20 protein-coding genes are annotated in these 19,448 nt (G+C 53.8%); 9 read left to right on the plus strand and 11 right to left on the minus strand.

All coding sequences use genetic code 11. The features are described from left to right. Positions 1-23 precede the first annotated feature (23 nt). Both JYB63_RS08385 and JYB63_RS08390 read left to right on the plus strand, forming a co-directional pair. Entirely contained in the window at positions 24-560 is a 537-nt protein-coding gene (locus tag JYB63_RS08385; RefSeq protein WP_205657407.1) for a DUF4142 domain-containing protein, read from the plus strand. Continuing rightward, positions 550-927 (plus strand): cupredoxin domain-containing protein, encoded by a 378-nt coding sequence (locus JYB63_RS08390; RefSeq protein ID WP_205657408.1) that lies wholly within the window; start codon positions 550-552, stop codon positions 925-927. Before JYB63_RS08385 ends, JYB63_RS08390 begins: the two co-directional genes overlap by 11 nt. 31 nt (positions 928-958) lie before the next feature. On the opposite strand, the gene JYB63_RS08395 is transcribed toward JYB63_RS08390, so the two are convergent. The 3 genes from JYB63_RS08395 to JYB63_RS08405 form a co-directional block, all read right to left on the minus strand. Continuing rightward, the gene (locus JYB63_RS08395) at positions 959-2,956 is read right to left on the minus strand and encodes a methyl-accepting chemotaxis protein (protein ID WP_205657409.1); all 1,998 of its coding nucleotides are present in this window, start codon (positions 2,954-2,956) and stop codon (positions 959-961) included. Positions 2,957-3,200: 244 nt separating this feature from the next. Continuing rightward, positions 3,201-3,512, minus strand: coding sequence for a cupin domain-containing protein (locus JYB63_RS08400; RefSeq protein ID WP_205657410.1), 312 nt, complete (start codon positions 3,510-3,512; stop codon positions 3,201-3,203). Between the two features lie 37 nt (positions 3,513-3,549). Further along, the gene (locus JYB63_RS08405; protein ID WP_205657411.1) at positions 3,550-4,218 is read right to left on the minus strand and encodes a response regulator transcription factor; all 669 of its coding nucleotides are present in this window, start codon (positions 4,216-4,218) and stop codon (positions 3,550-3,552) included. 136 nt (positions 4,219-4,354) lie between these two features. Between JYB63_RS08405 and JYB63_RS08410 the strand changes: the two genes are divergently transcribed. Together JYB63_RS08410 and JYB63_RS08415 are read left to right on the plus strand one after the other, a co-directional pair. After that, the gene (locus tag JYB63_RS08410; RefSeq protein ID WP_205657412.1) at positions 4,355-4,735 is read left to right on the plus strand and encodes a hypothetical protein; all 381 of its coding nucleotides are present in this window, start codon (positions 4,355-4,357) and stop codon (positions 4,733-4,735) included. 120 nt (positions 4,736-4,855) lie between these two features. After that, positions 4,856-6,157: a sensor histidine kinase gene (locus tag JYB63_RS08415; protein ID WP_205657413.1), complete on the plus strand. Its 1,302-nt coding sequence runs from the start codon at positions 4,856-4,858 to the stop codon at positions 6,155-6,157. Between the two features lie 35 nt (positions 6,158-6,192). Here the strand turns inward: JYB63_RS08415 and JYB63_RS08420 are convergent, their stop codons facing one another. From JYB63_RS08420 to prlC, 3 genes are read right to left on the minus strand one after another with little or no spacing between them, the layout of a single operon-like run. Next, a complete protein-coding gene (locus tag JYB63_RS08420) occupies positions 6,193-6,780 on the minus strand; it encodes a DNA-3-methyladenine glycosylase I (RefSeq protein WP_205657414.1) in 588 nt (195 codons plus the stop codon). Positions 6,781-6,829: 49 nt separating this feature from the next. Then, complete coding sequence (locus JYB63_RS08425; protein ID WP_336510863.1) at positions 6,830-7,135, minus strand: YheV family putative zinc ribbon protein; 306 nt, start codon at positions 7,133-7,135, stop codon at positions 6,830-6,832. Next, complete coding sequence (prlC, locus tag JYB63_RS08430; protein WP_205657416.1) at positions 7,092-9,137, minus strand: oligopeptidase A; 2,046 nt, start codon at positions 9,135-9,137, stop codon at positions 7,092-7,094. Before prlC ends, JYB63_RS08425 begins: the two co-directional genes overlap by 44 nt. Before the next feature lie 223 nt (positions 9,138-9,360). Between prlC and JYB63_RS08435 the strand changes: the two genes are divergently transcribed. The 5 genes from JYB63_RS08435 to creD all read left to right on the plus strand — a co-directional run bounded on the left by JYB63_RS08435 (position 9,361) and on the right by creD (position 14,108). Continuing rightward, entirely contained in the window at positions 9,361-9,903 is a 543-nt protein-coding gene (locus JYB63_RS08435) for a gamma carbonic anhydrase family protein (protein ID WP_205657417.1), read from the plus strand. 29 nt (positions 9,904-9,932) lie between these two features. Next, positions 9,933-10,469, plus strand: coding sequence for a GNAT family N-acetyltransferase (locus JYB63_RS08440; protein ID WP_205657418.1), 537 nt, complete (start codon positions 9,933-9,935; stop codon positions 10,467-10,469). Between the two features lies 1 nt (position 10,470). Further along, a complete protein-coding gene (gene creB, locus JYB63_RS08445; RefSeq protein WP_205657419.1) occupies positions 10,471-11,154 on the plus strand; it encodes a two-component system response regulator CreB in 684 nt (227 codons plus the stop codon). Further along, positions 11,154-12,641 carry a two-component system sensor histidine kinase CreC gene (gene creC / locus JYB63_RS08450; protein ID WP_205657420.1) on the plus strand — a complete coding sequence of 496 codons (1,488 nt, stop codon included), beginning with the start codon at positions 11,154-11,156 and terminating at the stop codon, positions 12,639-12,641. The genes creB and creC overlap by 1 nt, the downstream gene beginning before the upstream one ends. 84 nt (positions 12,642-12,725) lie before the next feature. After that, positions 12,726-14,108 (plus strand): cell envelope integrity protein CreD, encoded by a 1,383-nt coding sequence (creD, locus tag JYB63_RS08455; protein WP_205657421.1) that lies wholly within the window; start codon positions 12,726-12,728, stop codon positions 14,106-14,108. A 58-nt stretch (positions 14,109-14,166) separates the two neighbouring features. Here the strand turns inward: creD and JYB63_RS08460 are convergent, their stop codons facing one another. The 5 genes from JYB63_RS08460 to JYB63_RS08480 all read right to left on the minus strand — a co-directional run bounded on the left by JYB63_RS08460 (position 14,167) and on the right by JYB63_RS08480 (position 19,441). Then, a complete protein-coding gene (locus JYB63_RS08460) occupies positions 14,167-14,691 on the minus strand; it encodes a hypothetical protein (RefSeq protein WP_205657422.1) in 525 nt (174 codons plus the stop codon). A 169-nt stretch (positions 14,692-14,860) separates the two neighbouring features. Further along, a complete protein-coding gene (locus JYB63_RS08465) occupies positions 14,861-15,607 on the minus strand; it encodes a M48 family metallopeptidase (RefSeq protein ID WP_205657423.1) in 747 nt (248 codons plus the stop codon). A gap of 111 nt (positions 15,608-15,718) precedes the next feature. After that, positions 15,719-16,834 (minus strand): DUF1513 domain-containing protein, encoded by a 1,116-nt coding sequence (locus JYB63_RS08470; RefSeq protein ID WP_336510864.1) that lies wholly within the window; start codon positions 16,832-16,834, stop codon positions 15,719-15,721. Continuing rightward, positions 16,821-17,918, minus strand: coding sequence for an imelysin family protein (locus JYB63_RS08475; RefSeq protein WP_205657424.1), 1,098 nt, complete (start codon positions 17,916-17,918; stop codon positions 16,821-16,823). The genes JYB63_RS08470 and JYB63_RS08475 overlap by 14 nt, the downstream gene beginning before the upstream one ends. Further along, positions 17,915-19,441, minus strand: a complete 1,527-nt coding sequence (locus JYB63_RS08480; RefSeq protein ID WP_243431880.1) for a di-heme oxidoreductase family protein — start codon at positions 19,439-19,441, stop codon at positions 17,915-17,917. Before JYB63_RS08480 ends, JYB63_RS08475 begins: the two co-directional genes overlap by 4 nt. Positions 19,442-19,448 lie beyond the last annotated feature (7 nt).

A 19,448-nucleotide genomic window follows, 5' to 3' on the forward strand; every position in this document is an offset into this window, starting at 1 on the left:
CTTTAATCAGAGAGGACACCGAAATGAAACTGACAGCAGCAATTCTCACACTGGGATTAATGGCCGGATTACAAAGCAGCGCACAGGCGGCTGACTCCCCGGCTGAACTGAATGATTTGCAGATTGCCCATGTGGCATATACCGCTGACAACATTGATATCCGCTATGCGCATCTGGCACTGGCACTGACGTCTGACCCTGAAATCCGCAACTTTGCCCGTACCATGATCCGGGATCACAGTGCGGTGAATGAACAGGCACTGGCGTTGCTGGAAAAACTGAATGCCCAGCCGGAAGATAACTTTCTCAGCCAGCAGCTGAATGCCAATGCTGAAACCCTGATCGATAAGATGAGTCAGTTGAGGGGGGCAGAGTTTGATAAATTTTATGCCGCCAATGAGCTGGCGTATCACAAGGCTGTGAATGAGCTGGTGGAGTTTACTTTCCTGCCCAATATTGATCATCCGGAAGTGAAGAGTCTGTTTGAGGCTGGCCTGAAAATCTTCAAGGTGCATCAGGGCCATGCTGAACATATGGTAGAGCAGCTCAATGGCCGCTAATCGGCAGCCTGCGGATTATCTGCCGGCACGCCGCAACTGGCTGGGCGGTACCCTGTCAGTTGCAGGGTGGCTGGTATTGCCGCTGCCGCTGAAGGGACTGGCTGCGACCACACATGAGATTGTTATCAGTAGTCTGGTGTTTGCACCGCAGCAGATATCTGCCCGGGCGGGTGACCGGGTGACCTGGCGTAATGACGATATCGTGCCTCATACCGCAACCGCCACTGATCACAGCTGGGACACCGGTATTATTGAACCCGGACAGCAGATAACACTGGAGATTCCGGCAGGGGCAGGGGCAGGGGCAGGGGCAGGGGCGACTTATTACTGTCTTTACCATCCCTCAATGAAGGGGAGGATTCGCTGAACACCGGTATAAACCGGTGTTCAGCGCAGGCTTATTTTAGCCGGAAGTTCAGCACCAGCCCGTTGAGGCGTTCTGCCAGCTGAGCCAGCATCAGAGTGGCATCAGCGGTCTGCTTAGCACCTCCAGCCGTTTGCTGTGACAGCTCGTTGATATTGGTAATGCTCATGTTGATTTCTTCGGATACGGCAGACTGTTGTTCGGCAGCACTGGCGATCTGAATATTCATGTCGCGGATTTCATTGATGGAGCTGGAAATGTTGCTGATGGCGTTGCCGGTATTACCTGCCATTTCCAGGGTTTCCTGTGTCTTTTCGCGGCTGGTTTGCATAATGCTGACCGCCTGACGGGTACCGGTTTGTAACTGGCTGATCATGGCTTCGATGTCGCTGGTCGATTCCTGAGTTTTCTGTGCCAGAGAACGAACCTCATCGGCAACAACCGCAAATCCCCGGCCCTGTTCGCCGGCCCGCGCCGCTTCGATAGCCGCATTCAGCGCCAGTAAGTTTGTCTGTTCAGCAATGCCGCGGATGACATCCATGACAGAACCGATCTGAGCACTCTGGGTCTCCAGCGCCTGAACAGACTGGGCAGCCTGACCGATATCCTGATTCAGGTTGTTGATGATCTGATTGGTTTTCTCGGTAACATCTTTTGCCAGCAGGGCTTCTTTGGAAGCGGTTTCAGCGGCATCAGAGGCGCTGGCAGCACTGCTGGCCACTTCCTGCACGGAGGTGGTCATTTGCGCAGTGGCAGCGGCAACCTGTGCAGACTCTTTCTGCTGTTGCTGAACCACACCGTTGCTTTGCTGGGTAACCACAGAGGTTTCTTCACTGGTGGTGGCAATTTCGTTACTGGCTTCAACAATTTTGCTGATCATCGCCTGCAGTGTGTGGGTCATCTGACGCATGGCACTGTAAACACTGGCCTGCTGTTCACTGTTATCGAACTGACGGGTCAGGTCACCGGCGGCAATCTGCTCTGCGATCTGACGCATCTCTTTAGGTTCGCCACCCAGAGGAAGGGTTACCGACCGGGCAACTTTCAGTGCCACAATAATGATCAGAGTGATGGCGACAGCCAGAATCAGCAAAATATCAATTTTTAGTTCGGTGATGATTGCAAAGGCTTCGGCTTCATCGATTTCGGCAATCAGCGCCCAGTTATGGCCACCGACGGATACCGGGGTATAGGCTGACAGCACCGGATTGCCGTTATAGTCCTGAATGATGTCTGCACCGGTGTTGCCATTAATGGCTTCAGTTACAGCGACTGTATCGACACCATTATTGGCGATATTGCCGGCAAAAGAGGCTTTGACGGAATGACCACGGGGGTCAAGGAAGGAGTCAGAGCGCATCCGTTTATCGTCACCCACCAGATAGGATTCTCCGGTTTCGCCCATGCCTTCGCGTACCTGCATGAATGTGTTTATGGCATCGATGGATAACTGAAGTGCCACAACCGCAGTCAAGCGGCCATTCTGGTACAGGGGTTTGGCAATAAAGGCAGCGGGTTCATTGTTGGAGGGCGCATAAGGTGCAAAGTCTTCCAATACAAAACCGCGGCTGTCGCTGGCTTTCCGGAAGGCTCTGGCCAGCCCGCTGTCCCGGTAAGGGCCGGTGAGCAGGTTGGTACCGAAGTCGGCTTCTCCGGCTTCAGTGAAAAATACATCACCGGCGGGGCTGATCAGGAATACGTCGTAGTAGCCGTAACTGCTGACGTATTTGCTGAAGAAGTTCTGGCTTTCGCCCTGGCGGGGCTGGGTGAGGGGTGTCAGGGCGTTTTCAGGATCAGTCTGTCCGTCAGTAAAGAGTGCCACGGTTTCAGTAAGAACTGTGATGTCGCCTTCACGTTCAGAGAAGAACGCTTCCAGCTGTGCCTTCTTGATGCCCCTGACCGCTTCCAGCTGATGGAAGGCCTGTTGGGATAAGCCGTTGCTGGCCAGTGTGAAAGCAATTCCGCCGATCAGCAGCGCAGGGATCATACCAACGAGCAGAAATATCAGAGTCAGTTTCTGGGTAAGTTTCATGAAGCGTCCTTGTCAAACCGTCATGTTGTTTTGATAGGCATGCTGACGGATTAGTTAAGCTAATGTTAAGGCGCGACATTATCATTCTCATATGACAGTTGTGCAAAGCGTAAATGCTTAATTAGTCGTGTATTTTCAGAGACTGTACCCAATTTGTGTTTTGGTTAATTGCCCGTGATTATCAGAGGCAGAGAGTAAGTATCAAAAATATTTATTGATCAACTTATAAATCATTTTGATTAACTCAGACACTGCCTTCCGCTTCAATCACCAGAATACGGGCTTCACCTAGCGGGTGGGCCACATGTTCGGTGCCTACCGAGGCGTAGAAAATATCCCCGGTCTTTAACCGTGCCACATGTTCTTCACCCTGCTGGCGGTAATGCATATCCACTTCGCCATCGAGTACGGCAAAGACTTCTTCGCCGTCATTGATGTGCCATTTATAGGGCTGATCCGTCCAGTGAAGCCGGGTGGTGATCCCGTTCATGCTGGCAATGTCCTGTGCGCCCCAGGCGCGGTCAGCGGTGAAATCTCGGGCACGGAAAATTTTCATGTTGTTGTCCTGTCAGGCTGGGGCTTATGAAGCCGGATTACAGTGCCAGCAGATAACCTTTGCTGCGCACGGTTTTGATGTAGCGGTAAGGGGGCTGATCGTCATTGAGTTTTTTGCGCAGGGTGGAAATGCGTAGGTCGATAGCCCGGTCGGTACCGTCGAACGGAATACCGCGAATGTCCTGATAGAGTTGTTCCCGGGAGATGATTTCACCGGCTCGTTCACAGAGATAGGCCAGCAGTTCATATTCACCACTGGTCAGCTCCAGGGCGGTGCCTTTAAGGCTGGCGGTATAGGTGGTGGGGTTAATATGAATATCCTGAACCGGTGTATTGGCCGGATAGCTGCGGCGAAGCAGTGCTTCAATGTGGGCAAGTAACAAGTGCGGCCGGACCGGCTTTTGCAGATAGTTATCCACACCTAACTGAAGAGAGGCGGTGGCAACCATATCGTCGTCTTTGGCGGTCAGCATCAGTACCGGAATATCACTGGTTTTACGCAGGTGTCGGCAGATTTCCAGTCCGTCCCGGCCAGGTAGCATCAGATCGAGTATGGCCAGATCAAAACTTTCCCGGTCGAGTGTATAACAGGCGTCATCACCGTTATGGCAACAATGTACGCTAAAACCTTCTTCTTCGAGAAAGGTTTGCATCATTTCTGCCAGCGGGGCGTCATCTTCAACCAGTAATACGCGGGTATCGCGCATGGCGTTTCTCCTGCTTACAAATGCTTACACTTACACACGTTTCTGCAACGGAAGCATTTGCTTCGGCTGAGTATCATTGGCTGCAAATGTTAACCGGCATCTGTGACAGATGCCTGAACTGCAGGACATGATGAAAATGTATTCTAAAACGAATCTGACCCTGGCAACCAGCCTGATAATGACAATGTTTCTGAGTGGTTGTGCTAACACCGCTGCCGATTATGAACCGATCGTTGACGGACCAAAGGATGCGTTATTTTATGACGACCTGGCGGACTGCAAAAAACTTGCTGAGCAGCGTGAATATCTTAATGACGATACCAAGTCTGAAGCCCTTCTTGGTGCAGGTATCGGGGCTGTTATCGGTGCGATTGGCGGTGATACCGGTGATATTGTTGGCGGTGCGCTGGTTGGTGGCGCGGTCAGTGCCGGTGGCCGTGCCTGGGATACCCGGGATGAGCGTAAAAATATCGTGCTTGAGTGTATGGCCGGCCGTGGCCACCGGGTTGTGGGCTAAACCGTTTCAGCCTGCGCCGCTTCAGGGGATCTCCCGGAGGAATAATATGCGTGACTATTGGTGGGTCATGTTTGTTATTCTGGGGCTGGCATTCAGTCAATGGGTAAGTGGTAGCGATTTATGCGCAGGCTTTTTTTCAAAACAGTTCTCGGTATCTGCGGCATTATTGTGCTGGGTATAGTGAGTCTGGTGACCTTTGTTATTGATCCGGCATTCAATGCTTTCAGTGAAATAGAGTATCAGGAAGAAAGCTCGCTGGAGAACCGGTTGGTATATGGTCTGCTGAAAGAACAGCCATTTGCACAGTGGCAGAGCAGTATTGAGCGCTACGACAGCTTCTTTGAGCTGACCCCTTCACTGATAGAGGCCTCTGAACTGCCGGTGGACGCTCTGCCGTTCACCGCCCCGGGTGGTCAGGGTGGCCATTTCCGGGTTGATGAAGACAACATGTACTTCAGTTATTTTGCCAGCCCTCTGCCTGGCTGGCTGGTACTCTATGAAGAGGGTGACAGCGAGCTGGTGGATGAAAGCCGGGCTGAGTTTGCGGTGCTGCTGTTGTTTGCAGGCCCTCTGGTGGTCATTCTTCTGGCGATGCTGCTGGGCATCGGTTATCTGCTGTATGCCTTTGGCCGGCCGATGCGGGCGCTTGAAAAAGCAATGGAGGGATTCAGTCAGGATCCCCGGGTTCGTCTGGCGCCGGAGCACGGTAAGCTGATTCCAAATATTGTGACGGCCTTTAACGGCATGGCACAACGACTGGATACCACCCTGACTGAACAGCAGGTCATGATTGCGGCGATCCCCCATGAGTTGCGTACCCCGATTGCCCGGATCCGTTTTGCCCTGGATATGTTACGTGGCAAGGAAGGAGAGTCCCTCTGGCAGGGGCTGGAAAGGGTCGATAATTATGTGGATGAATTACAGCAAACTTCTGAACAGATCCTTGAACTGAGCCGGATGGACCGGGACACCCTGTCGGTTTATCCGGTCTCACTGAATGAGATACTGGCTCAGTGCGGTGCTGATTATGAAACAACGCCAGCACTGGCGATCCGGTTGCCTGAACAGGATATTCTGACGCCGGGTGACAGCGGTTTGCTGCGCAGAGTACTGGGGAATTTGCTTGATAATGCCGTGCAGTATCACCAGAGCTATATACAGGCCAGCCTGACACTTACCGAACAGCGGGCCGTTATCTGTGTGGAAAATGATGGTGCAGATTTAACCCCTGATGATCTGGCTCAGCTGTTCCAGCCGTTTTATCGGGCAGACAGCAGTCGCAGCCGCCGTTCAGGCGGGCTGGGCATTGGACTGACACTGGTTAGGCAGATCGTGGCCTGTCACCGAGGGGAAGTATTCGCTGAGCTGATCAGGCCCGGGGTGTTACGGATCAGAATTGAGTTGCCGATTTCTGGTGAGTGAACAGGCCGGACAATAATCCGGCCGGTTGCAGTGTCTCAGAGGGCGAAGCTTTCCGCCAGTTGCTGGCAGGGCTGGTAGCGAATGCAGCTGACTTCGTGATCATTCACCATGCCGGTTGCCTGCATAAAGGCGTAGCAGATGGTTGGGCCGACAAAGTTCATACCGAGTTTCTTCAGTGCTTTACTCATCGCGACTGATTCCGGGGTGGAACCCGGTACTTCGCTCATGTCCTTCCAGCTGTTCTGTACCGGTTTGTAGTCGACAAACTGCCAGATATATTTGGCAAAGCTGCCATGTTCTTCCTGCAGTTTAAGAAACACTTTCGCGTTCTTTACCGATGCTTCCAGTTTGCCCCGGTGGCGCACAATGCCGGCATCCTGCAGCATGGATTCGATTTTGGCTTCATCAAAAGCAGCCACTTTTACAGGATCAAACCCCTCATACTGGTGGCGGTAACCTTCCCGTTTTTCTAGGATGGTACGCCAGCTCAGCCCCGCCTGCGCGCTTTCCAGAATCAGGTATTCGAACAGGGTCTGGTCATCGGTTTGCGGTACACCCCAGACTTCATCATGGTAGCGGGTTTCCAGTTCAGTCGCGGTGGACCAGGCACAGCGTTGGCACATGCTAAATATCCTTATCTGAAGTCAGGGAGTTGTACGGCTTAGCCGATAATCAGTGTTTGCTGCCAGGATTTGGGTGAAACATCAGTGGCTGCGCCGGTTCCAGTTCAACCTTGCCGCCCCGGTTCACCCGGGTCTGCATTTCTTCAGTTGGCTGGTCGGAACCGTCCATCGCCATGGAGTCTTCAAAATCACAGCGCACACATTCACGGTATTCGCGGCCGTCTGCCCGGTACATTTTCAGGGTGTCCATTTCAGCGCACCGGGGACAAACAGCCCCGGCGATAAAACGTTTAACAATCGTCATAGTGTTCTCAGTTTTGCTGGCTGACGATCCCGGAATGACGCAGCAGTGCATCAACTTCCGGTGGCCGGCCACGGAAAGCGGTGAACAGTTCCATCGGTTCGCGGGAGCCGCCCATTTCCAGAATGTTGCTGCGGAAATCGCGACCTGCCTGCGGGTCAAAGATGCCTTCTTCCTCGAAACGGGAGAATGCATCGGCCGACAGAACCTCTGCCCATTTATAGCTATAGTAGCCTGCGGCGTAACCGCCGGCAAAAATGTGCGAGAAGCTGTGCTGGAAACGGTTAAATTCCGGTGCTTTTATGACAGCAACCTTGCTGCGCACGTCGTTCAGAACCGCCTGTACGTCTGTCTCACCTGGCTGATATTCCGCGTGCAGACGGAAGTCGAACAGGGAGAACTCCAACTGACGAACCATCATCATGCCAGACTGGAAGTTCTTCGCTGCCAGCATTTTATCCAGCATGTCCTGTGGCAGGGTTTCGCCGGTTTCATAATGTCCGGAGATCAGCGCCAGCGCTTCAGGCTCATAGCACCAGTTTTCCAGGAACTGGCTCGGCAGCTCAACCGCATCCCAGGCGACGCCGTTGATGCCGCTGACATCGGCGGATTCGATTTTGGTCAGCATATGGTGAAGACCGTGACCGAATTCATGGAACAGGGTGGTGACTTCGTTGTGGGTCAGCAGTGCAGGTTTATCCCCCACCGGTGAGTTGAAGTTACAGACCAGATAAGCAACCGGCAGCTGAATGGCACCGTCGTTCAGACGGCGGCGTACACGGCATTCGTCCATCCAGGCACCGCCACGCTTTTTCTCCCGGGCGAACGGGTCAAGGTAGAAGCGGGCAATGGTCTCGCTGCCACGGATGACGTTAAACAGGCGGGCATCTTTATGCCAGCTGTCAAACTCGGTGACTTCTTCAATTTCAATGTCGAACAGTTTGCCGGTTACCTGAAACAGGCCGCTGAGTACTTTCGACATAGGGAAGTACGGACGCAGTTCTTCCTGGGAGATGGCGTAGCGATCCTGCTTGAGTTTTTCGCCGTAATAGCTGATATCCCAGGCTTCCAGTTTATCCAGCCCCTGCTGTTCCTGGGCAAACTCAGTCAGTTCTTCCAGTTCCTGACGGGCCACCGGCAGGCTTTTTGCCGCCAGATCTTCCAGGAAGTGGATAACCTGTGAGGTGTTCTCGGCCATTTTGGTGGCCAGAGAATATTCGGCGTAGTTGGCAAAGCCCAGCAGCTGCGCCAGTTCGCTGCGCAGTTCCAGAATTTCGGTCATCAGCGGGGAGTTATCCCATTTGCCAGCGTGGGGGCCCTGATCAGATGCCCGGGTGGCAAAGGCTTCGTAGACTTCGCGGCGCAGTTCACGGTTATCCGCATAGGTGATGACCGGGAAGTAGGACGGGAAGTCCAGGGTGATCATCCAACCTTCTTTATCTTTAGCTTCTGCCTGCTGTTTGGCGGCGGCAATGGCCATTTCCGGCAGGCCGGCCAGTTCGGCTTCGTCGGTCAGCAGTTTGCTCCAGCCGTCCGTTGCATCCATCAGGTTTTCAGAGAACTTGGTGGTCAGCTCAGACAGGCGTTGCTGTAATTCGGCGTAGCGTTGTTTATCTTTATCTTCAAGGGCGATACCGCTGAGGGTGAAGTCCCGCAGGGCGTTGTTGATAACTTTTTGCTGGGCTTCGTTCAGCACCGGATAGACATCGGATTCCCGCAGGGCTTTGAAGGCTTCATACAGTGACTGATGCTGGCCCATTTCGGTCCAGTACTGGGACAGCTTGGGCAGGCAGGCATTGTACGCATCCCGCAGGGCATCGCTGTTCACCACGGCATTCATGTGGGATACCGGTGACCAGGCCTGTGACAGGCGGTCATTCAGGGCTTCCAGCGGGGCAACCAGATTTTCCCAGCTGGGGGCAGTCAGGTTGTTCAGAATGGTTTCCAGTTGCTGACGGTTGTCGGCCAGTAACTGATCAATGGCCGGTTCGATCTGGTCCGGCTGCAGGGTGCTGAATGGAGGTAACAGATTGTTTTGCAGCAGAGGATTCGACATATACTAGCTCCGGTAAATAAGAAATCGCCTTGCCTGATGGTGGCCGGGTTGGTCCGGCTGAATGTGGTGGCAGGCCTGTTCTCTTTTATGTAAGGGCAAAAAGACTTTTTTCAATCAGGGACTTGGTCTTATGATTGTGACAAATAACCTGGGTTCCGTTGCCGTCATATTCGTTATCAGTGGCAAGCGGTAATCCTGATACAGCAGACAGGGGTATAACAGCATGAATGTACGCACTTTCCAAGGTATGACACCAAAATTAGGGGAACGGGTATTCGTTGATCCCAGTGCGGTTGTGCTGGGGGATGTTGAACTGGGGGATGATGTATCCGTCTGGCCGCTGACGGTTATTCGCGGCGATATGCACCGAATCAGGGTTGGCGACCGCACCAGTGTGCAGGACGGCTCCGTACTGCATATTACCCACGCCAGTGATTACAACCCGGGGGGCTATCCGCTGCTGATCGGCTCTGACGTGACTATCGGGCATCAGGCCATGCTGCATGGTTGCACCATCGGTGACCGGGTTCTGATCGGTATGGGCGCTATGGTGATGGATGGCGCGGTGGTGGAAGACGAAGTGATTATCGGTGCTGGCAGTCTGGTGCCGCCGGGCAAAACACTGGAAAGCGGTTACCTGTATGTGGGCCGGCCGGTGAAGCAGGTACGGGCGCTGACCGAAAAAGAAATCAGCTTTTTTACCTATACCGCCGGAAATTATGTGAAGCTTAAAGATCAGCACCGTGAAGAAGCATACGGTGAATAACAGGCCGTGAACACAGGGATGCCCGCTATATGATTTCATCTGATCTTTTAACTGTCCGCGCTGTCCGGGAAGCTGATCTGGAAACCTTTTTTGCACACCTGAGTGATATGCAAAGTCTGGGTGAGTTTTTGCCGGTGATTATGCCTTCGGAAACTCAGCTGCGGCAGGATTTTGCCAAAGACGGCCTGATCGGCCCGGACTATCAGCGTTATCTGATTGTTGCCTCGGACGGTGAGATGCTGGGGTATATCTGGGCGTTCAAGTCGGTCCCGTATTTTGATGCCACCGAAATAGGCTATCAGATCTTCAGCGGAGCCCGGCGGGGTAAGGGCTATGCCAGCGAAGCGCTGAGGCTGTTACGGGATTATCTGTTTGAGGCCAGTCAGGTGAACCGGCTTGAACTGCGCATTGCTGTGGATAACGCGGGCTCACTGAAAGTAGCTGAGAAGCTGGGCTTCACCCGCGAGGGTGTTTGCCGGGAAGCTGCCTATTCAAAAGGCCGCCTGCACGATATGTGTATTTATTCGCAGCTGCGCCGTGAATGGCAGGATAATCAGGAGAGCTGAAGTGAAACGGATTCTGATTGTCGAAGACGAAGTATCTATTGCTGACAACATCAGCGTTGCCCTGCAACTGGAAGGCTTCAGCAGCGAACACTGTGTGCTGGCCAGCGAGGCACTGGCGCGTCTGCAAGCGGAACCGTTTGAGCTGGCCATTGTGGATGTTGGCCTGCCGGATATGAATGGTTTCGAGCTCTGTAAGGCAATTCGCCGTGAATCCGATATCCCACTGATTTTTCTGACCGCCCGGGCCGATGAGATCGACCGTATTCTGGGGCTGGAACTGGGGGCAGATGACTATGTTACCAAGCCGTTCAGCCCCCGTGAGCTGACTACCCGGGTGAAAGCCATATTACGCCGTGCACGGCCAGCAACCCCGTCTTCACCGGCTGCGGTCAGCATGCCTTTTGTGGTGGATTCTCTTCATGCATCCATTCAGTTCAGGGGGCAGGTGCTGAACCTGACCCGTATTGAATTTTTGATGCTGCAGACCCTGGCAGCCCATCCGGGGCAGGTATTCAGCCGCGGGCAACTGATGCATGCGGCCTGGGAACATCCTCAGGTGAGTCTGGAGCGTTCCGTGGATACCCATATCAAAAGCCTGCGGGCCAAGCTTAAACAGGTTGATCCTGACGATGATTCTATCCAGACCCACCGTGGGCTGGGTTACAGCCTGACGGTATCAGGCTGATGAGCAAGCTGATTGCCGGTCTGGGGCTGAACCGCTTTGGTGTAAAGCTGTTTCTGGCGTATTTTGCCATCCTTGGGCTGGGCATTTACCTGTTACTCAATACCCTGCTGGGGGAAATTAAACCGGGTCTGCGACAGGCAATGGAAACTGCATTGGTAGACACCGCGAATATACTGGCGGAATACGTGGCACCGGCGACACCAGAGCAACCGTTGCAGCTTGAGCAGTTGTCTCAGGTACTGGACAGCACATTACGCCGGCCCATCAATGCCACGATATGGTCCCATAAAAAAACCGCCACCGTGCTGCGAGTATACGTAACTGATGCCACCGGTAAGGTGGTGTTTGATTCCGCCGGCCGGGATCTCGGGGCAGATTACAGCCGCTGGAATGATGTCTATCTGACCTTGAGAGGTCAGTACGGTGCCCGCAGCACTCAGGAAAATCCCGGTGATGAATTCAGCTCGGTGATGTATATCAGCGCGCCGGTGTATGCCCGGCAGGACGGTACCGAACCCCGGCAGATTCTGGGGGTGCTGTCGGTGGGTAAATCCAATATCAGTGTGGAACCTTTCTGGCAGCTGGCCCGGGATAACATCCGTTCCATGGGCGTCTGGTTACTGGTGCTGGCGGCGATACTGGGGGCGTTGCTGTCTACCTGGCTGAGTCTGAGTATTGGCAAACTGGTCAGCTATGCCCGCCGTACCGGTGCCGGTGAAACGGTTCAGCCGCCAACGCTCAGTGATCCGGATCTGGCGGTACTGGCACAGGCGATGGATGAAATGCGCACCGCGCTGGACGGTAAGCAATATATCGAGAGTTATACCCTGAGCCTGACCCATGAAATGAAGAGCCCGCTGACCGCGTTACAGGGAGCGGCTGAACTGATTCCACAGGTGAATGACCCGCAGATGCAGCAGAAGCTGGCGGCGAATATCGAACTTGAAAGTAAGCGCTTACGTGCGCTGGTGGATCAGGTTTTATCACTGGCCCGGCTGGAAAACCGTCAGCAGCTTGAGCAACCACAGACATTGCAGCTGAATGAACTTATACAACAGGAGCTGGACCAGTTACAGTGGCTGGCCGCGCAGCGGCAGGTGGGGTTAACCTTCAGTTGCCATCCTGAAGGTGGTGTCTTCTGTGTGTCCGGAGATGCGCTGTTGCTGGCACAAGCGGTGCGTAATCTGCTGGAAAATGCACTGGATTTCAGCCCTGCTGACAGCACAATTTCGGTACAGCTCAATGCAGCTTCCGATGGTTTGCTGACCCTGGATATCACCGATGAGGGCAGCGGCATTCCGGATTATGCGCTGGATAAAATCTGGCAGCGTTTTTATTCTTTACCGCGACCTGCAACCGGGCAACGCAGCACAGGGCTGGGGCTGAGTTTTGTTGAGCAGATTGCCAAGTTGCATTCGGCAGATTTGAACCTCACTAACCGGCCTGAAGGTGGCGTGCTGGCGCGGATTCGGATACCCGTCAGTTAATTCCACATCTAAAGCACATATTCACCACACATAATCCCCATATTGCCTGCCCATACTGGCTCCATATTTATAAGGAGATCAGTTATGACTAAACGTTTGGCGCAGAAAATACTGGCCCTGGCCTTGCTGGGGGTTCTTTTATGGATTCCGTTGTTGCTCGAGCAGGATGTGATTTATGAGCGCATCGGCTACCGGGATCAGGTGATCCGGGATATAGCCACCACCTTTACCGGTGAGCAGGTGGTGACAGGGCCTGTGGTGATTATTCCCTGGTCCCTGAGTTATCAGGCGAAGGTCTGGGACGATAAAACCAAAAGCTACCAACTGACAGACAAGAAACGCAGCGGCCGCTATCTGCTGTTGCCGGAACAGCTCAACAGTGAGGCGGTGGTGGGCACCAGTACCCGCCAGCGGGGTATCTATGAAGTGCCGGTGTATAAGACCCGTCTGGACATGCAGGGGCGCTTTACTAATGCCGGTTTGCTCAGCCATAAAAAACAGCTGGAAGAAGAGTATCAGGGTACTCTGAGTTGGGGAAAGGCAACGTTATCTATCATGGTGTCCGATATGCGGGGCATTGTGGATGAGCCTTCTGTTCAGTGGCAGCAACAGAGTCTGAATATTCAGCCGGGCAGCCAGCTGGCATCCCACAGTCAGGGAGTACACGGGGCGATTCCTGCATTTTCAGCCAGTCTGACGCAGACCGTTGATTTCAGTGTAGCGATGCAGATCCGTGGCATGGAGCGGCTATTACTGACCCCCGTGGGTGACTATAACCGTATCAGCATGCAGTCTGACTGGCAGCATCCGAGTTTTACCGGCCGCTACCTGCCGGAAAATTACACCCTCAGCGAGAATGGCTTTGCGGCGGATTGGAGTACGTCACCGTTCTCGGCGGATTTACAGTCGGTGGCTAAGGAATGCCTGAACGGAAATTACTGTCTGTTCTCTGATTACGCGGTGGGCGCTGACTTTATTCAGCCGGTGGATATGTACGTTCAGGCGGAACGTTCTATTAAGTACGGGCTGCTGTTTATCGGCGTAACCTTCATTGTGTTCTTCCTGTTCGAAGTGCTTAAACAACTGCAGATTCACCCGGTGCAGTATGGCATGGTGGGTATGGCACTGGCACTGTTTTATATGCTGCTGATTTCCCTGAGTGAACACATCAGCTTTGCTCTGGCATATTTACTGGCGACACTGGCCTGTACCGGATTGCTAGGCATATACCTCAGTGCAGTGCTGAAGAGTCTGCTACGGGGTGTCAGTTTTGCGGCGGGGCTGTCAGCGCTTTACGGATTGCTGTTTGTGATTATTTCTTCCGAGGATTATGCCCTGCTGATGGGCTCGGTGCTGATCTTTGCGATACTGGCCATCAGTATGATCATGACCCGGAAAGTCGACTGGTATCAGGTCGGTGGCCGCAGCGATAAAGCAGCGCCGGCAAAAGCAGAAACAGCAGCGTAACGGTTCTCTTCTGTAAAAAAAACGGTGCATAAAGCACCGTTTTTCTGTTTTTCGGGTGTCAGCCGGCTTTCGCCTGGCTGACTTTCAACAGGGTTTTCGCCATCACGATTTTGCCCCGTTTGATGCTTTCAAAGGCCCGCCGCTCGCGACGTTTATTGCCTTCCGACAGGGCGTGTTTCAGATCCAGTCCGATGTGCAGGATACCCTCGTACTCATCAAATACCGGTTGCAGCGAATGACTGGCAACAAATTTACGGTTTTTTTCCAGTACTGCCGCATAGTGTCGTTTTAATTCGATGTACTCCCAGGTCCATTGGGTGTTGCGGTAGCCGATGAAGCCAAGCGAGTCATTTTCGGCCTTATATTTACCGTAGGCTTTTTCCAGCTGACCGAGGATATTGTTGTAGTCTTTGCCGGCGATTGAGACAAACTTGCGCATGTTTTGCTCAGTCAGTGTGGGGGCCATGCGCATGGCTTTTTCTTCAGGGGTTTCCTGCTTGCAGGCGCTGACCAGAAAGAGGGTCAGGAGTATCAGGAAACTGTTGCAAAACAGTCTGTGTAGCCGGGTCAGATTAAGGGTCATCAGTGTCTTCCAAATATGGCGTTAAACTGCCCCGTATACTGCAAAAAATACTGAGCTGATCTGGTTGTTTTTTCATCAGAGGCAGCCATTGTTAGTGAATTCTTTTCGGAAGGAAAATAACGATTACCCAAATTGGGTTTTTGCTGCTAAGGGTTTGTTTTGGAAACGTTTAGTTAATGACTTTTTGTAGATTTTCTAAACGTTTAGGGTTCGAGGGATGGCTGCTGAGAAAGCCGCCGCCACGGCCGTATTTACTCTGCAGGGTAGCAATAGAACGGGCCATTGCCTGAGGATCCTGGTTAAGCTGTTTCAGGATTTGTTGCGCGTAGCTGTCTGCCGCCAGTTCATCCGCCTGAGAGAACTGCGCATTAATGGCCTGATAGGCCAGTTCCCCCAGCTGTGAGTTACTAAGAGAGGCAATATCTCCCCCGGCGGAATCCGCGGCCTGGAAGACTGCGTTAGTGAGTAACTGCTTCCGCATGCGCTGGTAGCTGTGCTGTAACCGGACGTGGCCGATTTCATGACCGATAACCGCCAGAACCTGATCATCCGGCATGGCATCCAGCAGGCCGGAGTGAACCCGGATGGTGCCGTCAGCCATGGCAAAGGCGTTTACCGCCGGGCTGAGATAGACCCGGTAATTCATGCGCTGTCCATCGACGACTTCCAGCCCTTTAACAATGCGCTGTAAGCGTTTGCTATAGGGGCTGTTGGCCGGGGCGACGCGGTTTTTCTTATCCAGTTCAGCCGCACTCAGTTGCGCGGCCTGAATAACGTCCTGTTCTTCCAGCGTGGCTGCCTGATAAACCGTCACACCGCTGGCGATCGCGCTGGCAAGGTTAAACTCGCCTTCGTTATCGCAGCCGCTGAGCATCAGAGCCAGCGTGCTCAGGGTGATGATTTTCAGATACCGCATCAGTGTTTCCTGTTCAGTCAGGCAGTCTTACAGCTGTTAGTTTCAGGGGCCTGTATGTGTACGGACCCCGTTAGCCTATGGAGCTGCTCCGCACCGGAAAAGTTCCTGAGGCTACAGGGTGACCATGTGGTTATCCCAGGCCGGTCGCTGTGCCAGAGAAATCCGTTGAGTGGATCCGTTCAGCAGGTTGTGCTGCTGGCATATGCCCCGTCCGGTGGTAATGATAAATTCCCCGGGATTAGCGGTAGCAGCCAGGCCGCAGCCATCCGGGCTGTTTATCATCGAATGATAACTGTCGCTGTGCAAGTCCCAGAAAGTGATCAGGTTGCCCCGCGGAGAGGATATCGCCGCATACTGCCCGCTGCTGTCAAACCGGGCGCTGCCGCAATAGCGTTTCATGGCGATGTCCACCGGTTCAGGTGCCGCCAGCAGCTTCAGAGGCTGACCGGGTCGATGGATCGCCACCAGTGGCGGGTTATCTTCTTTGCCCTGATACTGCAGTGCAATGATGGTTTCATTACGCTGATTGGTATCGATATGGCGGATACTCAGCTGATGGAACGCTTCTGGCAGCATCTGCTGTTCTTCGATCTGTCCGCTGCGCAGGTTCAGCGCAGCCAGCGATGGCTGCATGGTATCGAGATTGAGCTTTTTACGGCCCTGATCCGGGTGGGTCAGAATGCCGCCGTTGGCAATCATAAGCGTCTGGCTGTTTGCTGGTAGTAGCTTGATTTCATGGGGGCCAATTCCGCCGGATGGCATATCAGCAACGGTGGTAAACAGGCCGGATGCCCGGCGGATAACAATCCGTCCCTGACCGTCGGCAATGTTGTTTTCACTGCTGATCAGGAATTCGCCGTCCGGGGTAAAAACTGAATGGCCAAAGAAATGCCGGCCTTCGCCGGATTCAATCCGGCGGATCAGTTTACCCTGCTGATAATCCACAATATCAATGAAGGTGTCCGGCCGGCGTGCCGTGCAGGCAAGGATTGGCCGGTGCGGATGCGCTTCAACATGGTGAGCCCGGGTGGGCAGCTTATGATCCAGCAGTAAGCTGCCATCGGTGGCAGCCACATACAGCCGGTAATCGTTATCTCCGGCTTTTGCCGCTGAGGCGAACAGCGGGGTCTTACCGGTTGCTGCCAGTACTGAAGACATGCTCAGTGACGGCAGGAGGGTACCTGCCGCCAGTAACTGGCAGAACTTTCTGCGGTTAATCGCCGTCACGGCTGTTGAATCCTAATTGCAGGTCCAGTAGCTGAACAGCATCGCTGAGTGCGTACTGGAGGGTTTTCATATTGGCGGAAAGGTCCCGGAATTGCTGCTGGGTTATCGGCTGTTCAAGGGTACTGAACATTGGGGCCGGAATGGTTTGCAGCTCTTTTTCAACAGAAATGAAGTTTGCTTCGATGCTGTCAGCCAGATCCTGATGGCCGGCTGCACTGAGCAGTGCTTTGAAGCTGTCTTCTCCCTGACCGGAATACAGGTCATGCAGGGTGGCGACATTCACTTCGATGTTTCGCAGGGAACGGCTGCTGCGCCAGGACTCGCTGCGGCGGGGTTTTACCTTACCGTTGACGTCTTTTGCCGCGGTACCCAGCGGGCGCAGTATTTTCAGGTCACGGATCACTTCCACCGGTTCAACCAGGGCTTTCATCAGGTCGGTGCTGGCTTCAACATCGGTATCGTAATAGCTGATGCCATCCCCCGGTGAACTGAAGCTGGTGGCATAGTCCTGCCATTCCATAGCGGTATGCTTGCCCAGATCTGCCAGATACTGGCTGATGGATGCGTTTAGGCGGCACTGGTAGCTGTTGTCTGCAAAGGCGGGCAGGCCGGCTTTATCAAACAGCAGGCGTTCCACCGCCGGCAGGCCTTTTACGGCGATGCTGGCGTTGCGGAAAAACTCCGGCGTCAGACTGGTTTCATCCTGCTTTTTCAGCAGGCCGTTAATGTGCTTACCGGTGAGGTTTTTTTTGTCCGGCCAGTATTGCACACTGAAGCTGCGCATCAGGTTTTCGATGGGTCCGAAGCGGACATGCTGAATACCCTGCCAGGCGTCCATCGCCTGATGATAGCTTTGCTGCGCCGCGCTGAGATTTTCAGCAGTGGCATCCTGACAAAGCGCTTCGCTGCTGGCTGCCATTTGCGCAGTGGCATCAGCAAAGTTCTGATAGCGGGGCAGTACGTGCCGGGTCACGATGGTCTGGTTGAGGTTGCGCCACTGGGCATCGCTGGGTGCAGTGGCTGCCTGTACCTGACTCAGCAGGCCGCTGCATAACAGTGAAAGTGTAATTGCGCGTTTGATCATAGTGACTCCAGGAATGTGATCAGATTGTCCCTTTGTGGTTTCGCCATGGCGATAACCTTTTGTTTCGCGGCTTCCGCTTCACCGCCGTGCCAGAGAACGGCTTCAAGCAATGTGCGGGCCCGGCCGTCATGCAGATAGTGAGCTTCTTCGCTGACGGTTTTGGTATAGCCAATGCCCCATAGTGGCGGGGTACGCCATTCACGGCCAGAGGCTGCAAATTCCGGGCGATTATCGGCTAAAGCATCACCCATGTCATGCAGCAGCAGATCACTGTATGGCCAGATCAGCTGATCTGACTGTTCCGGCATATCTGCCCGGGTGGTGGTCTGGTAATTCGGCCGGTGGCAGTCTGCACAGCCGCTGTCGAAAAAGACCTGCTTGCCGGCCAGTACTTCAGGCTTGGCTGCATCCGGGCGAACTGGGACGGCCAGATTGCTGGTATAGAACAGCAGCCAGTCGATCATTTGCTGGGAGGCTTCAGCGTTATCCTGAGCCGGGGTGTTGCCGTCGGGTAATTCGCGGCATACCTTCTGGGCTTCAGTGCAGTCGCCATAGGCTGCCTGCATCATCGGTGTGGATATACCAATGTCATTATTGAAGGCGCCGTTGTTTTGCTGATCCAGGGTTGGATTACCGGCTTTCCAGCCATAGCGGCCCAGCGTCGGCTTGTTTTCAACCACATTCCAGACCCTGTTTGGCCGGCCGGAAATGCCGTTATTATCTGCGTCGTCAGGATCTGCCCAGCTGAGAATGTCCGCTTCGCTGATGGCTTCCAGCAGACCCAGACCAATCATAGGCGGAGCAATGCGGACAGAGAGCATGGTGTCCGGATGCAAAGGGCCTGCACTGAGATCGGTGACCCGGTACTCAGGTTTGCGCAGTTCAACCTGCTCACCGCCGTTAAGGGTCACGGTGACCGGGGTGTAAGTAGTATGGATGCGGCCTTCGGCATCGATGCCGGTGACGGCGAAATCCTGTAACTGGCCGCCGTATGTGGGCTCAGGAATTACGCCCATATAACCGCTGCTGAGCTGAGCTTGCTGTGCTTCGTTCTGAGGCGGAATGCTCAGGCGCATCAGCATGGAGATGGCATTATCTTCTGGCCAGTTGCCGGTAGGGGTGTGTCCCCGGCCGTCGCGAACGTGGCAGCCCATACATGAGCGGGCGTTGTAAAGCGGGCCCAGGCCGTCGCTGGCAGTGGTGGATGACGGAGAAGATACCCACAGTTTACGGAAGATACCGTTGCCCAGTTTGAAATCGAGTTTTTTATTAAAAGCCATATTGCCCGAAGGCTGCATAAACAGATCACGGCTGGCTTTTTTGCTGGTGGATGCACTGCCGCCGGGCAAGTGTTCACCGGCCTGTGGCTGGCTGAAGTCAGGTGGCATCTGGACACTGTTTGCAGGTGCAGAGGCCGCCACTGATAATGAAAATGCAGAGGCTAATAAAACAGAAAAACCGGTCAATACAACATTGACCGGTTTATTTCCGCGATAGCCTGCAAAGGATTGAGAATCAGACATCGTTTAG

Source organism: Aliamphritea spongicola, assembly GCF_017051665.1.
GTDB classification, from domain to species: domain Bacteria; phylum Pseudomonadota; class Gammaproteobacteria; order Pseudomonadales; family Balneatricaceae; genus Amphritea; species Amphritea spongicola.

Bases quoted from the DNA above. Each gene is read 5' to 3' on its own strand.
- JYB63_RS08460 (WP_205657422.1), bottom strand. From the start codon at position 14,691: ATGACCCTTAATCTGACCCGGCTACACAGACTGTTTTGCAACAGTTTC.
- JYB63_RS08390 (WP_205657408.1), top strand. From the start codon at position 550: ATGGCCGCTAATCGGCAGCCTGCGGATTATCTGCCGGCACGCCGCAAC.
- JYB63_RS08435 (WP_205657417.1), top strand. From the start codon at position 9,361: ATGAATGTACGCACTTTCCAAGGTATGACACCAAAATTAGGGGAACGG.
- JYB63_RS08395 (WP_205657409.1), bottom strand. From the start codon at position 2,956: ATGAAACTTACCCAGAAACTGACTCTGATATTTCTGCTCGTTGGTATG.
- JYB63_RS08465 (WP_205657423.1), bottom strand. From the start codon at position 15,607: ATGCGGTATCTGAAAATCATCACCCTGAGCACGCTGGCTCTGATGCTC.
- JYB63_RS08415 (WP_205657413.1), top strand. From the start codon at position 4,856: ATGCGCAGGCTTTTTTTCAAAACAGTTCTCGGTATCTGCGGCATTATT.
- JYB63_RS08385 (WP_205657407.1), top strand. From the start codon at position 24: ATGAAACTGACAGCAGCAATTCTCACACTGGGATTAATGGCCGGATTA.
- JYB63_RS08420 (WP_205657414.1), bottom strand. From the start codon at position 6,780: ATGTGCCAACGCTGTGCCTGGTCCACCGCGACTGAACTGGAAACCCGC.
- JYB63_RS08425 (WP_336510863.1), bottom strand. From the start codon at position 7,135: ATGCACTGCTGCGTCATTCCGGGATCGTCAGCCAGCAAAACTGAGAAC.
- JYB63_RS08410 (WP_205657412.1), top strand. From the start codon at position 4,355: ATGTATTCTAAAACGAATCTGACCCTGGCAACCAGCCTGATAATGACA.
- creD (WP_205657421.1), top strand. From the start codon at position 12,726: ATGACTAAACGTTTGGCGCAGAAAATACTGGCCCTGGCCTTGCTGGGG.
- JYB63_RS08440 (WP_205657418.1), top strand. From the start codon at position 9,933: ATGATTTCATCTGATCTTTTAACTGTCCGCGCTGTCCGGGAAGCTGAT.
- prlC (WP_205657416.1), bottom strand. From the start codon at position 9,137: ATGTCGAATCCTCTGCTGCAAAACAATCTGTTACCTCCATTCAGCACC.
- JYB63_RS08405 (WP_205657411.1), bottom strand. From the start codon at position 4,218: ATGCGCGATACCCGCGTATTACTGGTTGAAGATGACGCCCCGCTGGCA.
- JYB63_RS08475 (WP_205657424.1), bottom strand. From the start codon at position 17,918: ATGATCAAACGCGCAATTACACTTTCACTGTTATGCAGCGGCCTGCTG.
- creC (WP_205657420.1), top strand. From the start codon at position 11,154: ATGAGCAAGCTGATTGCCGGTCTGGGGCTGAACCGCTTTGGTGTAAAG.
- JYB63_RS08480 (WP_243431880.1), bottom strand. From the start codon at position 19,441: ATGTCTGATTCTCAATCCTTTGCAGGCTATCGCGGAAATAAACCGGTC.
- JYB63_RS08400 (WP_205657410.1), bottom strand. From the start codon at position 3,512: ATGAAAATTTTCCGTGCCCGAGATTTCACCGCTGACCGCGCCTGGGGC.